Raw genomic sequence first — 12,762 nt, 5'->3', positions numbered from 1 at the left:
GATGGCGGCTTTGTTGCTCGACGCCTCCGGGCCGCCCGGTCCCGCCGCGGTGACCGAGCGGATCGTCCGGCGCAAGGTCGTCGACCTGCCGGGCGGGCGCACCATCGCCTACGCCGAGACAGGGACCGGGCCGGACCTCGTCGCGATCCACGGCACGCTGATGACGCTGGAGGACATGTGGTTCGGCCCGGTGCCGGCGCTGGCCCGGCATTTCCGGGTCGTCGCCGTCGACCGGCCGGGGCATGGCGACAGCGCCCGCGTGCGCGGCGCCGACGCGTCGCCCTGGCGACAGGCCGAGCTGATCCACGCAGCCGTGCAGGCGTTGGGGCTGCATCGCCCGGTCATCCTCGGGCATTCCTACGGCGGCGCCGTCGCCCTCGCCTACGGGATGCTCTACCCGGATTCCGTCGCGGGCATCGTGGCGCTCGCCCCGGTCTGCTTCCCGGAACTCCGCCTCGAGCAGGTGCTGTTCGGCCCGCGCGCCGCGCCCGTCTCGGGGCCGATGCTGTCGGACGCGCTCGGCGCCTCCGCCGACCCGACGCTGCTGCCGTTGCTGTGGAACGCGATGTTCCTGCCCCAGACCATGCCGCGCGCCTTCGCCGAAGCGTTCCCGTTCGGCTTCGCCGGGCGCCCGGGCCAGATCGTCGCCGAGGCCGAGGACGCGCTCTCGCTCTGGGCGGCGCTGAGCCGGAGTGCGGCTGCCTACGCCACCTGCCGGGTGCCGGTTCGGATTCTGGCGGGCGACGCCGACATCGTGGTCAACCCGATGATGCACGGTGCCCTGGCCGCCCGCATGATCCCGGGCGCGCGCTTCGAGCGCCTCGCGGGAATCGGCCACATGCTTCATCACATCCGCGGCGACGCCGTGGTCGAGGCAGCCCGCGCATTGCTGCCGCAAACCTGACCAGGCGTCGAGCCCGATCAATCCGCGTCGAGCATGGCGCGCACGCGCGCGAAATCCTGGTTCAGCGCGGACAGGTCGTCGGCCAGCGCGTCGTGGATCACGGCGGCGGCATCGGGAAACTCCTCCAGCACGCGGCGCATCAGGGTCGGGGTGATGCGCGTGACCTCGGCCGCACCTTGCGCGGCGGCGTCGCCCGGGCGTTCGCCGCGGACGAACAACGCGAGGCGCCCGATCAGCGCCGAACGGCCGGCCAGCACCGTGTCGCCGCCGGCGACACGGGGCGCGAGGGCGATCGTGCCGGACAAGACGACGAAGCCGCCATCGGCCGGATCGCCGCGGCTGAACAGAGTCTCTCGCGGTTCCAGCGATCGGCGCTCGGCGGCGAAGGTGAGCAGGCGCAGGGCGTCGCGCCCGAACGCTTCGAAGACCGGCGCGGCGGCGAGGATCGCGATGTCGTCTTCGATGCCCAACCCGCAGAGATCCTTTGCGTCCGATCGACGATGCTTAGAGCATTTTGGAGCCGGGTGGGTACCGGCGCCCATGAAGTAAATGCGACCACGCAGCGGGTTGGATTCGTCCGTGATCCGGTCGTCACGGGCGAGCGGATGCGGCCGGGTGCCGGGTCAGCGGAGCAGGGCCGCCCCGAACAAGTCGGTGGGCGGTTTTCTGTCGCCGACGCCGGCATGGCGCGCCTCGTGGTCGAGGAGCCAGCGCTTGCGGTCCAATCCGCCGCCGTAGCCGGTGAGCGTGCCGTTCGCACCGACGACGCGGTGGCACGGCACCACGATGCAGATCGGGTTCGCGCCGTTGGCCGCGCCGACAGGGCGCACCGCGCGGGGATGGCCGATCCGCGCCGCAAGCGCGCCGTAGCTCTCGGTGGTGCCGGCGGGCACGGTCCGCAGGGCCGCCCAGACCGCGCGCTGAAGCACTGTGCCGCCCGTTGCAGTCTCGACCTCGTCGACCGCCGTGAGGTCGCCGTCGAAGTAGCGCGTCAATGCGCGGAGTGCCCGGCTGAGATGCCGGGATGCGGAGACCGACCTGCCGCCGCGTCCGTAGGCGCGGTCGAGAAGCGCCTCCATCCGGTCCTGGTCCTCGTCGAAGTCGGCGACGCGCAGGCGCCCGTCGGCATCGGTCAGGAGCACGAGCGTCCCGATCGGGCTTGCCAGGGTCTCGCGGAGCAGGGCGAACGGGGTGGCGCTCATGCCGGGATCACGGCAGCAGCTTGTAGCCGCCGCCCTCGGTGACGAGGATCGCGGCGAGCCCGGGATTCGGCTCGATCTTCTGCCGCAGCCGGTAGATGTGGGTTTCCAGCGTGTGGGTCGTGACCTGGGCGTTGTAGCCCCAGACCTCGGCGAGCAGCGTGTCGCGGCCGACCACCTCGCGCCCGGCGCGGTAGAGGAAGCGCAGGATCGCGGTCTCCTTCTCGGTGAGCTTCAGCTTCGAGCCGCGCTCGCCGACCAGGAGCTTCGCCCCCGGCTTGAAGGTGTAGGGACCGATCTGGAAGACCGCGTCCTCGGAGGCCTCGTGGCTGCGCAGGTGCGCGCGGATGCGGGCGAGCAGGATCGCGAACTTGAACGGCTTGGTGACGTAGTCGTTGGCCCCCGCCTCGAGGCCCTCGACGGTGTCGGCCTCGGAATCCTGGGCGGTCAGCATGATGACTGGGCCCTTGAAGCCGTTCTTGCGCATCAGGCGGACGGCCTCTCGGCCGTCCATGTCGGGCAGGCCGACATCCATCACCGCGAGGTCGATCCGGTCGGAGGCGACGCGGGCGATGGCGCGGCCCGCATCGATCTCGGCGACCACCGTGAACTCCTCGCAGAGGTCGAGCTGTTCGGTCAGGGTCTCGCGCAGGATCGCGTCGTCGTCGCAGATGAGGAGGCGGTAGGCGTTGGACATCGTCCGTGGAACTCTTCGACTGGGCACGACCGGAACGGATCGCGCCCCGGAGTTCCGGTGCTCGGACGATCTCGCTCCCAAAGGACCCGAGGGTTCTTCGACCCGGGTAGACGCCTTAGAATAACGTGCTTTTCGCGGCGGGGAATTGGCTTGTGCACAATTATACGACCCTTTTCGTGACAGCCAACCCGCCGCCGCCACGCTTCACTGCGCAGGGACGCCACGTTCCCGCCCTCCGGCCGCCCGCACCTCCGGTTCACCCAGCATCATGACGAAGCGTCCCCGTCCTCATGAACGCCACCGCGATTCCGGCACGGCGCGAACCTTGGCGACGCTCAAGGTGCATCCGCGGGTCGGCGACCGGCGCAAGGGCCTGCTGCAGGCGGGCGCCGCGATCATCCCCTGCGCGCTCGGCGCCGGCGGTATCGTGCAGGTGAAGCGCGAGGGCGACGGCGGCTCGCCGCGCGGCCGGTTTCGCCTGCGCGGCGGTAGCTACAGGCCGGACAACCTCGCCCGCCCCGTCACCGCCCTACCCTTGCGCCGGACCGCCCCCGGCGACGGCTGGTGCGACGACGTCCGCGACCGGCGCTACAACCGCCCGATCGCCCTCCCCGCGCCCGGCGTGAGCGCGGAGCGGATGTGGCGCGACGACGGCCTCTACGACGTGGTGATCGACCTCGACCACAACCGGGGCCCGATCCGCCCCGGCCGCGGCTCCGCGATCTTCCTGCACGTCGCCCGCCCGGGCTACACGCCGACGGAGGGCTGCGTCGCGCTGAAGCGCGCGGACCTGTTGCGGCTGCTGCGGCGGCTGGGGCCGCGGACGCGGATCGTGATCGGGTGACCTGGCGGGGGACGGTTCCAGACGAGACAGCGAATCGTCGTGTCTGCGATGGGCGGATCTCCACCCGCCCGCACCTTCTCACCCGCCATCCCGGCCGATACGCTCGCGTGTGACATCACTACCGCGAAAGGATGCACCGTGCCGGACGCAATCACGCCCGCGACGACGGATGTGCCGGACTACGACCGCCTGCTCCGCGCGAACCTGGAACGGGTGTTCAACGAACGTAACGGCAGCATGCGTGCGCGCGCTCTGGACGAGCTCTATGGCGCCGACCCCGTCATGTACGAGCCCGCGAACGTCGTCAGGGGTCGTGCGGCGATCTCCGAGGTCGCCGGCAAGCTTCTCGAACAGTTCGGGCCGGACTTCCGCTTCGTGCCCGACGGCGCCGCGGTCGGGCATCACGGTTTCGGCGTCCTGCGCTGGCGTGCCGGCCCCAGCGGCGGACCCGTCGTCGTCACCGGCTCGGACGTGGCGGACGTCGTCGACGGCCGGATCGAGCGACTGTGGGTCATGCTGGACCCGCAGAAGACCTAGGCGTTACCGGCTTCGGCTCGCGAAGCAGACGTTGGGCCGAAGCCGGCCCCCTGCCGAAGACCGCGACGAACCTCGCAGCACCCGCGTAACCCGTCCTTCATCGTCGCGGGGCAAGGATGGGGCATGACCAGCCTCGTTGCCCAAGCCGTCCAGATGCAGGGCGGCGCCCTGTCTCAGTCGATCGGCACCGCGGTCGCGCGTCAGCAGGTCGACGCGCAGAAGGCGGTCGCCGCCCTGGTCGCGGAGACGGCGGCGTCCGCCTCGCCGCCGGCACCCGCCGGCCAGGGGCGGCTCGTCGACCGGACGGTGTAGCCGCCGGCCGCGTCAGCCCGGGAAACGGTAGAACGCGCAGAGCTTGTTGCCGTCCGGATCGCGCAGGTACGCGAGGTACATCCTGCCGGCGGACCCCGTGCGCTCGCCCGGCGGGTCTTCGACCGACGTGCCGCCGTTCGCGACGCCGGCGTCGTGCCAAGCCTTGGCCTCGTCCGGGCTTTCCATCGTGAACCCGATGGTGCCGCCGTTGGCGCCGGTCGCGGCCTTCCCGTCGACCGGCTTGGTGACGATCAGTCGGCCGCCGCGGTGCGCGTAGATCAGGCGTCTCTTCGCATCCTCGAAGCCGGGCTCTCCGCCGGTCGCGGCGAAGAGCGCGTCGTAGAACGCCTTCGTCCGGGCGAGGTCGTTGCTGCCGATCGTGATGTGGCTGAACACCGTGCTGCGTCCTCCATTGTGGGCCGCAGCGGCGACGGGGGTCGATGCCCGGTCGCGGCGGCGCGGAGGCCGGTATGAGGCTTCAGCCGGCGGCGGGCAACGCGCCCGGCACGCCCTCCCGCCGCGGCGGGCTCAGGGTGAGGATCAGCGCCGAGGCGACGAGGCAGAGCGCGCCGGCGGCGAAGAAGGCCGGGAGGTAGCTCTGCAGCTCCGTGCGCGACAGGCCGGCGCCGAAGGCCGCCGTCGCCGCGCCGAGCTGGTGCCCGGCGAAGACCCAGCCGAAGACCACGTTGGCGCGCTCGCGCCCGAACCGCTGCGCGGCGAGCTTCACGGTCGGCGGCACTGTGGCGATCCAGTCGAGGCCGTAGAACACCGCGAAGAGGGACAGCCCGGTGAACGAGAAGTCCGAGAACGGCAGGCACAGCAGCGAGAGCCCGCGAAGGCCGTAGTACCAGAACAGCAGCCAGCGGTTGTCGTAGCGGTCCGACAGCCAGCCCGAGGCGACGGTGCCGACGAAATCGAAAACGCCCATGCCGGCGAGCACGCTCGCCGCCTGGACCGGGCGCAGCCCATAGTCGGCACAGAGCGGGATGAAGTGGGTCTGGATCAGCCCGTTGGTGCTCGCGCCGCAGATGAAGAAGGTGAAGAACAGCACCCAGAACACCTTTGTCCGCGCCGCCCCGCGCAGGGCTGCGATGGCGCCCACGGCCAGCCCGCGCGTCGGGGCGGCGTTCGCGGTGGTCTCGCCATAGGGCAGCAGGCCGACATCTTCCGGTCGGTCGCGCAGAAGCAGGAACACGAAGGTCGCCGCCAGCCCGAGCAGGCCGCAGATCGTGAGCAGGGCCGCACGCCAGCCCATCGCCTCGGTGAGCGCCGCGAGGACCGGCAGAACGATCAGCTGTCCCGTGGCCGAGCTCGCGGTGAGCAGGCCGACGACGAGGCCGCGGCGGTGCGAGAACCAGCGCGTCGCCACCGTCGCCCCGAGCACCAGCGCGGTGAGCCCGGTGCCGACGCCGACGACGACGCCCCAGAGCAGGATCAGCTGCCAGAGCTGGGTCATGGCGAGCGAGGCCAGCAGGCCGGAGGCGATCAGCGCCAGCGCCAAGAGCACGATCCGACGCGGGCCGTAGCGGTTCATCAGGGCGGCAGCGAACGGGCCCATCAAGCCGAACAGCACGAGGCGGATCGCCAGCGCCGACGAGATCGAGGCCGTGTCCCAGCCGAATTCCCGTTGCAACGGCAGGATCAGCACCCCGGGGGCGCCGACCGCGCCGGCCGTCACCAGCATGGTCAGGAAGGTGACCGCGGCCGAGACCCAGCCGTAATGCACCCCGCGGCGCGCCAGAACGCAGGCGAGCGATCCCGACAGGGCATGGGACGGACTGGCCACGATCATATCACCCTCGCGCGAATCGGTGCGCCTCACCCGAAACAGGCATATGCATGTATTTTCGTCGGGCGCCAAGCGTGGACTCGATGAGAGGCGCGAGTCGTGGAAAGGCGGCGGCCGGCATCAAGGCCGCTCGGTCATCGCCCCGGCGTTCATCAGCCCGTCCGGATCGAGGCCGTGCTTGATCGTCTCGATCAAGGTCAGACGGGTCGGGTCGGCGTAGCGATGGAGCAGGTCGCGCTTGAAGCGGCCGATTCCGTACTCGGCGCTGAAGCTGCCGCCGAGGTCGATCGCCACCGCGTAGATCTCGTGGGCGATGCCGTCCTCGACCCGGCGGGTGAAGGCGAGCCGGTCCTCGCCCGCCGGCACCATCAGGTTGTAGTGCACGTTGCCGTCGCCGACATGGCCGTAGAACGACAGGCGCACGCCCGGCATCCGTTCCGCCAGCACGGCGCCGGCCCGGACCAGGAAGACGCCGAGCTGCGAGAGCGGCACGGCGATGTCGAGCTTCACCGAGCCGCCTGCGTGCTTCTCGCCCTCAGGGATGGTCTCGCGCACGGCCCACATCGCCCGGCGCTGCGCCTCGGAGCTCGCCAACGCCGCATCGGTGATCCACCCCCGCTCCATCAGCGATTCGAGGGCGGCCATCAGCACGTCGTCAAGGCGGATGTGCCGAGACGAGGACGAGAGCTCGAGCAGCACCGCTCCGCCCTCCCCGGTGGCGAACCCGGTCGGGGCGCCGCGCATCTCGGCGACCAGCGCGAGCGAGGAGGCCGAGATCAGCTCGAAGGTCGTGACCAGGTCCGAGGTCTCGCGACGGAGGAACGCGGCGATCTCGGGGATCGGCGCGTCGGCGGCGAGCTGCAGCCATGCGGTGGCGCGGTGGTTTTGCGCCGGCCACAGCTTCAGCACCACGCCGGTGACGATGCCGAGCGTGCCTTCGGCGCCGACGAAGAGCTGCTTGAGGTCGTAGCCGATGTTGTTCTTGCGCAAACGCTTCATGTCGGAAAATAACGAGCCGTCCGGCAGCACCGCCTCCAGGCCGAGGACGAGGTCGCGGGTCATGCCGTAGCGCAGAACCTGCAGGCCGCCGGCATTGGTGCCGAGGTTGCCGCCGAGGCGGCAGCTTCCCTCCGCGCCGAGGCTCAGCGGCAGCAGCAGGTCGTGCGCGGCCGCCGCAGCCTGCGCGTCGGCGAGGATCGCGCCGGCATCGCAGGTTAGCGTGAAGTCGAGCGGGTCGACGGAGCGGATGCGCGCCATCCGCTCCAGGCTCACCACCAGTTGCCGCCGGCCGGCCTGCGGCGTCGCCCCGCCGACGTAGCCGGTGTTGCCGCCCTGGGGCACCAGCCCAAAACCCTCGGCCTTCGCCAGGCAAACGAGCGCCTGCACCTCCGCCACCGATCTCGGCCGCAGGACGGCGTCGGCCTCGCCCTGCATCAAATCGCGCTGGTCGCGGGTGTAGCGTGCGGTGTCGGAGCCGGTGAGCACGCCGCCCTCGCCGAGGGCGGTGCGGAAGGCGGCGACGGGGTCGGACGGGGTCATCGGCAGCTCGCGCGGGATCGGACCTGCGCGGACCATGTCGCCATGGACGCCGGATGGGAAGCCGCGGAGGCGCAAACGAAGGCGGCGGGGCTCGCACCCCGCCGCTCGAACCTGACGCTCAGTGTCGCGCGACCGATCAGCAGCGGTTGCCGCCGGAGGTCTGGCCGTACTGCTTCACCGGGAAGTTCTGCTGGTTGGCGTTGCCCTCGGCCGCCGAGCTCATGCGGCAGTTGGCCGGGTCGCGGTCGAAGCGCGGGCCGTATCCGCCGAACGAACCCGTCGTCTCGACGGCGTAGGGCGAATAGCCGGTGTAGCGGGAAGGGGTCTCGTAGGCCATCGCGGACGAGATCGAGGCAACGCCGAGAATAGCAGCGGCGGCGAAGGCGGCGATACGGGTCTTCATGGTGACGGCGTGGCTCCTGTGCAGGTCAAACCCGGATTTGGGTTCGTTTCTCTCTGCCTGAACCCAAGATGGGGAGCCGCTTTCCGTCTCGACGTGCCGACGCGCACGCAGCATTCGGGATTAAAACCTTTCCGATGATAGAGCACAGAAGCCGTGGCGATGGACGAGCATCGCATCGACGCTTGGCCCGCGTTCGAAGAAGGCCGGGGACTGAGGCGGGCCGCCATCCGACGCAAGCCGCCTCAGCCTTCGATCTACGACACGGTCACTTGTTCGTCCGGCCCCGATGGTTCGGATCGATGCCACCGTCGAGCTTGGTCTCGTTGGCGGTGTCGCCCTCGACAGTCGAGTCCGCCTCGATGTCCGCGATGTCGTGGCCGGTCAGGCCCTTCGACTGCCCGATCCCCGGGTTCCCCTTCAGGTCGGCATCGGTCGGCACGTCGGTCTTGAGATGCTTGTTGGACATCGTGTCTTCCCATCGATCGGGCGGCGCGTCCTGCGTGCCGCGCTCGGTCGGTGGCAAACCCGGCGTTCAGGGGCGCCGTTCCGGACATCGTCGGCGCAGCGACCCTCGGCCGCGCCGCGTGCGTTTCCGAAGGGAGCCGCGCCTTCTGAAACTCGAGATCAGACCTGAGAACAACCAGTCGCCGCGCGCTCCAGCATCCGCTCCGTCACGCCGAAACGCGTGCTCCGCCTCAGCCGACTGTCCGCCGGTCAGCGGAGCGGCTGCCCATCTCTTGGCGTGATGCCTTGGGATCTCAGCTCGTCGTTCTGCTGGTTGATGATCACGGTGTCGGGCCGACGCTGCGGTGCACCGGGGGGCGCGACCGAAGGCCCGGAGATAGACTGCGTGGCGACGGATGGCGGGCACAGCACCTGGCAGATCGGGATGTTGTCCGCCGTCGAGGAGCATCGCGCCACAGCGTTGCCATTCACGCACGCGCAGTTGCAGATCGCGAACGCGGGGAATGGCGCGCTCGCGATCGCCAGAGCGAGGATGAAGCTTCGCATATCGAGGGTCCTGTACGCCGCGCAGGCACCTTAGCGCCGCCTTGTGCGTCGCGCCATCGACTCGAATATTCCAGCGAAATCCGACGAACGGTTCCGTGGAGCCCGCTCAGCCTTCGCCGGCCTGCGATCGTCTTAAGGAAACGAGGAAAGCACTAAGTAGTGGTGCCGCTTGAGGGATTCGAACCCCCGACCCCCTCATTACGAATGAGGTGCTCTACCAGCTGAGCTAAAGCGGCATCCGTCGGCGGCCGCGTCGAAGGCGGATGCCGAGGCCACGGTGCATAGCCGTCCGGTCCCCGCTTGGCAAGGCGAGACCGTGCAGCGCGCGCTCGGCGATGCAGGCGGGACACGCCGGGACGGGGAAGCGCATGAGCGGCCCCGCGCGTCCTTGACGGGCGCGGATGTGGCGGGAAGGGTCCGGTCGTACCGGGCGCGCCGGTTGCCGGAACATCGCCATGTCGTTGATCGCACGCCTGCGGGCCTATGCCGCCGAGGCCCTCGGCGTCGCCGCGCACGAGGCGCCGGGCGACGACACCCATCTGGCCGCCACCGCGCTCCTCGTCCACGTGGCGCGGGCCGACGGCATCCTGGCGCCGGCGGAATCGGAGCGCCTCGCGCGGCTGGTGCGCGGGCGCTACGCCGTGAGCGCCGAATCCGCCGACGCCCTGATCGCACGCGCCGCCGCCTTCGATTCGGAGACCCGCGACGTGGCGAGCCTCGTCGAGATGCTGCCGCACGAGGCCGATGCCGGCGAGCGCGGGCGCATCCTGGCGATGGCGTGGTCGGTGGCCGCCGCCGACGGCACCATCGACGAGTTCGAGGAGGCCTTGGTCTGGCGCCTCGGCAAGCTCCTGGGCTTCGACGAGGCCGGGATCGCGCGGGCCCGCGGCGAGGGTGTTCCCGGCATCGCCCTCGATCCGGCCTGAGCGGCGGCGATCGATGATCGCGAGCCTCACCCTGATCCTGCTGGCGCAGCTGCTGGGCGAAGGCCTCGCTCGCAGCGCCGGCCTGCCCGTCCCCGGCCCGGTCCTCGGCATGGCGCTGATGCTGGCCTTCCTCGTGCTGCGCGACCGGCGCTCGCTGCGCCTCGCGCAAATCCTGCCGAAGCCGCTCACCGATGGAACGCTGGAGACGACGGCGCGCGGGCTGCTTTCCAACCTGTCGCTGATGTTCGTGCCGGCCGGCGCCGGGATCGTCGGGCGCCTCGACGTGGTCCAGGCGCAGGGCCTGCGCCTTGCCGTCGTGGTGGTGGTCTCCACCGCCGCTGCGCTGGTCGCCACCGTCCTGGTCTTCCTCTGGGTCGCGCGGTTGACGGCGCGGACGGGGAGCGAGCGGTGAGCGGCGAGTTCGCGGTCTGGGTCTACCTCGCGCGCACGCCGCTGCTTTGGCTGACGGTGACGCTCGTCGCCTACCTCGTGGCCGACCGGATCTCGGCGGCGAGCGGGCGGCACCCGGTGGTAAACCCGGTGCTCATCGCCATCGCGATCACCAGCACGGTGCTGACGCTCACAGGCACCCCCTACGCCACCTATTTCGACGGCGCGCAATTCGTCCACTTCCTGCTCGGGCCGGCGACGGTGGTGCTGGCGATGCCGCTCTATGAGCACCGCGCCACGGTGATGCGCGCGCTCCTGCCGATGCTGGCGGCGCTGGTCTCCGGTTGCACGGTCGCCCTGGGAAGCGCGATCCTGCTCGGGCGCGCCCTCGGCATCCCGGAAGCGGTGATCGTCTCGCTCAGCCCGAAATCCGTCACCTCCGGCGTCGCCATGGGCATCTCGGAGGCGCTCGGCGGAGACCCAACGCTCACCGCGGTGCTGGTGATGCTGACGGGCATCACCGGCGCGATCCTGGTGACGCCGCTGATGCAGGCCCTCGGCATCCGGGACATGCGGGCGCGCGGCTTCGCGGTAGGGCTCGCGGCCCACGGGGTCGGCACCGCGCGGGCGTTCCAGGTCAGCGAGGTCGCCGGCACCTTCGCCGGCATCGCCATGGGTCTGAACGCTTTCCTCACCGCGATCTTCGTGCCGCTGGCCCTGCGCATCCTGTCCTGACGGTTCGCGGGCCTTCCGAGCCCGTGCGCGTCACGCCGCCAGCCGGTCGGCCACGTCCTCGGCGAGCGACAGGCTCGCGGTCAGGCCTGGGCTCTCGATCCCGAACAGGTGGACGAGGCCGGGCAGGCCGTGCTCCGCCGGCCCGTCCACGCGGAAGTCGGCGGCCGGCTCGCCGGGGCCGGTGAGCTTCGGCCGGATGCCGGCATAATCCGCGACCAGCGATCCGTCGGGCAGGCCCGGCCAGTAGCGCCGGATCGCGGCGTAGAAGGCGTCGCCGCGGGACGGGTCGACCCGGTAGTCGATCGCATCGATCCACTCGACGTCGGGCCCGAAGCGCATGCGGCCGGCGAGATCCAGGGTGAGATGGGTGCCGAGCCCGCCCTCGACCGGCGCGGGGTAGATCAGGCGTCCGAAGGCCGCCTTGCCGGTGAAGCCGAAATAGTTGCCCCGGGCCAGGACGCGACGCGGCACCCGCTCGGCCGGGTACCCGTCCGTGTGGGCGGCGAGCGTCTGCGCGTCGAGGCTGGCGGCGTTGACGACGGCATCGCACGGGTACTCGCCCGCCGTCGCGCCACCGAAGATCGCGACCCAGCGGCCAGCCTTGCGCGCCAAACCCGTGACGGGAGTATGGAGCGCGATCGCCCCACCGCGATCCTCGAGCTCGCCCTGCAGGGCGAGCATCAGGCCGTGGCTGTCGACGATGCCGGTCTGCGGCGACAGCAGCGCTGCGGTGCAGGAGATGTTGGGTTCCAGGCGCCGGGCCTGGGCGGCGTCCAGCAGCTCCAGGCCTTCGACGCCGTTCTCGACGCCACGATCGCGAATCGCGGCGATCGTCCCGGCCTCGGCGTCCGTCGTGGCGACGATCAGCTTGCCGCAGGCGCGGTGGCCGATGCCGTGGCTCGCGCAGAGACGGTAGAGCATCCGCGCGCCGGCGACGCAGTGCTTCGCCCGGAGCGAGCCCGCCGGGTAGTACATCCCGCCGTGGATCACCTCCGAGTTGCGCGCGGACACGCCGGTGCCGATCGCCTCGGCCGCTTCCGCCACGACCACCTCGTGTCCCCGCAGTGCAAGGGCGCGCGCCACCGCGAGACCGACGACGCCCGCACCGACGACCAGGACTTCCATGATGCGCTCCTCCGCATCCGGTTCTCGGCGACGATCGCCCAGCGGTAAAGACCTGAGCCGCGCCCAAACCGCCGCACTCGGCCGATGACCGCAAATGCAACCGGGAATTGTATAGCTTGGACTGTCGAGGCGTCGACGCGTCGGTGGTGGCCAACCTCATGCTCCCAAACGCGAAACCGCAGGGCGACGACCTCAGAGGCGTCTTATTGCAACCGACTTGAGCCTGTTAATCAATTCTAAGTAGATTTAAATCACTGATTGAGTCGCGCAGAAGTTGTGTTTCGGCCTTCCGCGCGCATAATCGTGCCGGGGCAGGCCGACCTGCCGCGACCGTTCCGGGTGATCGACGAC

The 12,762-nt window shown here is 70.6% G+C and carries 17 protein-coding genes and 1 tRNA gene; 7 read left to right on the top strand and 11 right to left on the bottom strand.

Annotated features, from left to right (window positions below):
- Position 1: 1 nt before the first annotated feature.
- Entirely contained in the window at positions 2–904 is a 903-nt protein-coding gene (locus MFF13_RS03315; RefSeq protein ID WP_147827785.1) for an alpha/beta fold hydrolase, read from the top strand.
- Between the two features lie 17 nt (positions 905–921).
- Here the strand turns inward: MFF13_RS03315 and MFF13_RS03310 are convergent, their stop codons facing one another.
- The 3 genes from MFF13_RS03310 to MFF13_RS03300 form a co-directional block, all read right to left on the bottom strand.
- Positions 922–1,374, bottom strand: coding sequence for a Crp/Fnr family transcriptional regulator (locus tag MFF13_RS03310; RefSeq protein WP_147827784.1), 453 nt, complete (start codon positions 1,372–1,374; stop codon positions 922–924).
- 153 nt (positions 1,375–1,527) lie between these two features.
- Positions 1,528–2,106: a methylated-DNA--[protein]-cysteine S-methyltransferase gene (locus tag MFF13_RS03305; protein WP_147827783.1), complete on the bottom strand. Its 579-nt coding sequence runs from the start codon at positions 2,104–2,106 to the stop codon at positions 1,528–1,530.
- A 7-nt stretch (positions 2,107–2,113) separates the two neighbouring features.
- A complete protein-coding gene (locus MFF13_RS03300) occupies positions 2,114–2,800 on the bottom strand; it encodes a response regulator transcription factor (protein ID WP_147750089.1) in 687 nt (228 codons plus the stop codon).
- 268 nt (positions 2,801–3,068) lie between these two features.
- Between MFF13_RS03300 and MFF13_RS03295 the strand changes: the two genes are divergently transcribed.
- The 3 genes from MFF13_RS03295 (at position 3,069) to MFF13_RS03285 (ending at position 4,493) form a co-directional block, all read left to right on the top strand.
- Positions 3,069–3,644 carry a L,D-transpeptidase family protein gene (locus MFF13_RS03295; protein ID WP_147827782.1) on the top strand — a complete coding sequence of 192 codons (576 nt, stop codon included), beginning with the start codon at positions 3,069–3,071 and terminating at the stop codon, positions 3,642–3,644.
- A 138-nt stretch (positions 3,645–3,782) separates the two neighbouring features.
- Positions 3,783–4,181, top strand: coding sequence for a nuclear transport factor 2 family protein (locus MFF13_RS03290; RefSeq protein WP_238270793.1), 399 nt, complete (start codon positions 3,783–3,785; stop codon positions 4,179–4,181).
- Positions 4,182–4,304: 123 nt separating this feature from the next.
- Entirely contained in the window at positions 4,305–4,493 is a 189-nt protein-coding gene (locus tag MFF13_RS03285) for a hypothetical protein (RefSeq protein WP_147827781.1), read from the top strand.
- Positions 4,494–4,505: 12 nt separating this feature from the next.
- Here MFF13_RS03285 and MFF13_RS03280 read toward each other — a convergent pair whose 3' ends face one another.
- The 7 genes from MFF13_RS03280 to MFF13_RS03250 form a co-directional block, all read right to left on the bottom strand.
- Complete coding sequence (locus MFF13_RS03280) at positions 4,506–4,889, bottom strand: VOC family protein (protein WP_147750085.1); 384 nt, start codon at positions 4,887–4,889, stop codon at positions 4,506–4,508.
- 82 nt (positions 4,890–4,971) lie between these two features.
- A complete protein-coding gene (locus tag MFF13_RS03275) occupies positions 4,972–6,285 on the bottom strand; it encodes an MFS transporter (RefSeq protein ID WP_238270791.1) in 1,314 nt (437 codons plus the stop codon).
- 117 nt (positions 6,286–6,402) lie between these two features.
- Positions 6,403–7,821 carry an FAD-binding oxidoreductase gene (locus MFF13_RS03270; protein ID WP_187273540.1) on the bottom strand — a complete coding sequence of 473 codons (1,419 nt, stop codon included), beginning with the start codon at positions 7,819–7,821 and terminating at the stop codon, positions 6,403–6,405.
- Between the two features lie 136 nt (positions 7,822–7,957).
- The gene (locus MFF13_RS03265; RefSeq protein WP_147761354.1) at positions 7,958–8,224 is read right to left on the bottom strand and encodes a hypothetical protein; all 267 of its coding nucleotides are present in this window, start codon (positions 8,222–8,224) and stop codon (positions 7,958–7,960) included.
- Positions 8,225–8,489: 265 nt separating this feature from the next.
- Complete coding sequence (locus MFF13_RS03260; RefSeq protein ID WP_147761355.1) at positions 8,490–8,690, bottom strand: hypothetical protein; 201 nt, start codon at positions 8,688–8,690, stop codon at positions 8,490–8,492.
- A 248-nt stretch (positions 8,691–8,938) separates the two neighbouring features.
- Positions 8,939–9,235, bottom strand: coding sequence for a hypothetical protein (locus MFF13_RS03255; RefSeq protein ID WP_147761356.1), 297 nt, complete (start codon positions 9,233–9,235; stop codon positions 8,939–8,941).
- 160 nt (positions 9,236–9,395) lie between these two features.
- Positions 9,396–9,471, bottom strand: a tRNA-Thr gene (locus MFF13_RS03250).
- Between the two features lie 219 nt (positions 9,472–9,690).
- Between MFF13_RS03250 and MFF13_RS03245 the strand changes: the two genes are divergently transcribed.
- Genes MFF13_RS03245 through MFF13_RS03235 form a run of 3 tightly spaced genes read left to right on the top strand, consistent with a single transcriptional unit; the run spans position 9,691 to position 11,286 of the window.
- On the top strand, positions 9,691–10,161 hold the full coding sequence (locus tag MFF13_RS03245; RefSeq protein ID WP_147761357.1) for a tellurite resistance TerB family protein: 471 nt from the start codon (positions 9,691–9,693) through the stop codon (positions 10,159–10,161).
- 13 nt (positions 10,162–10,174) lie between these two features.
- The gene (locus MFF13_RS03240) at positions 10,175–10,573 is read left to right on the top strand and encodes a CidA/LrgA family protein (protein WP_147761358.1); all 399 of its coding nucleotides are present in this window, start codon (positions 10,175–10,177) and stop codon (positions 10,571–10,573) included.
- The gene (locus MFF13_RS03235; protein WP_147761359.1) at positions 10,570–11,286 is read left to right on the top strand and encodes an LrgB family protein; all 717 of its coding nucleotides are present in this window, start codon (positions 10,570–10,572) and stop codon (positions 11,284–11,286) included. Before MFF13_RS03240 ends, MFF13_RS03235 begins: the two co-directional genes overlap by 4 nt.
- A gap of 30 nt (positions 11,287–11,316) precedes the next feature.
- Here the strand turns inward: MFF13_RS03235 and MFF13_RS03230 are convergent, their stop codons facing one another.
- Positions 11,317–12,411 carry an NAD(P)/FAD-dependent oxidoreductase gene (locus MFF13_RS03230; RefSeq protein WP_238270789.1) on the bottom strand — a complete coding sequence of 365 codons (1,095 nt, stop codon included), beginning with the start codon at positions 12,409–12,411 and terminating at the stop codon, positions 11,317–11,319.
- Positions 12,412–12,762 lie beyond the last annotated feature (351 nt).

This window comes from Methylobacterium cerastii, from assembly GCF_022179125.1.
Taxonomy (GTDB): Bacteria; Pseudomonadota; Alphaproteobacteria; order Rhizobiales; family Beijerinckiaceae; genus Methylobacterium; species Methylobacterium cerastii.
This window is presented reverse-complemented; position numbering and strand designations above follow the sequence as displayed.

Bases quoted from the DNA above. Each gene is read 5' to 3' on its own strand.
- MFF13_RS03315 (WP_147827785.1), top strand. From the start codon at position 2: ATGGCGGCTTTGTTGCTCGACGCCTCCGGGCCGCCCGGTCCCGCCGCG.
- MFF13_RS03305 (WP_147827783.1), bottom strand. From the start codon at position 2,106: ATGAGCGCCACCCCGTTCGCCCTGCTCCGCGAGACCCTGGCAAGCCCG.
- MFF13_RS03300 (WP_147750089.1), bottom strand. From the start codon at position 2,800: ATGTCCAACGCCTACCGCCTCCTCATCTGCGACGACGACGCGATCCTG.
- MFF13_RS03295 (WP_147827782.1), top strand. From the start codon at position 3,069: ATGACGAAGCGTCCCCGTCCTCATGAACGCCACCGCGATTCCGGCACG.
- MFF13_RS03285 (WP_147827781.1), top strand. From the start codon at position 4,305: ATGACCAGCCTCGTTGCCCAAGCCGTCCAGATGCAGGGCGGCGCCCTG.
- MFF13_RS03275 (WP_238270791.1), bottom strand. From the start codon at position 6,285: ATGATCGTGGCCAGTCCGTCCCATGCCCTGTCGGGATCGCTCGCCTGC.
- MFF13_RS03270 (WP_187273540.1), bottom strand. From the start codon at position 7,821: ATGACCCCGTCCGACCCCGTCGCCGCCTTCCGCACCGCCCTCGGCGAG.
- MFF13_RS03265 (WP_147761354.1), bottom strand. From the start codon at position 8,224: ATGAAGACCCGTATCGCCGCCTTCGCCGCCGCTGCTATTCTCGGCGTT.
- MFF13_RS03260 (WP_147761355.1), bottom strand. From the start codon at position 8,690: ATGTCCAACAAGCATCTCAAGACCGACGTGCCGACCGATGCCGACCTG.
- MFF13_RS03255 (WP_147761356.1), bottom strand. From the start codon at position 9,235: ATGCGAAGCTTCATCCTCGCTCTGGCGATCGCGAGCGCGCCATTCCCC.
- MFF13_RS03245 (WP_147761357.1), top strand. From the start codon at position 9,691: ATGTCGTTGATCGCACGCCTGCGGGCCTATGCCGCCGAGGCCCTCGGC.
- MFF13_RS03240 (WP_147761358.1), top strand. From the start codon at position 10,175: ATGATCGCGAGCCTCACCCTGATCCTGCTGGCGCAGCTGCTGGGCGAA.
- MFF13_RS03230 (WP_238270789.1), bottom strand. From the start codon at position 12,411: ATGGAAGTCCTGGTCGTCGGTGCGGGCGTCGTCGGTCTCGCGGTGGCG.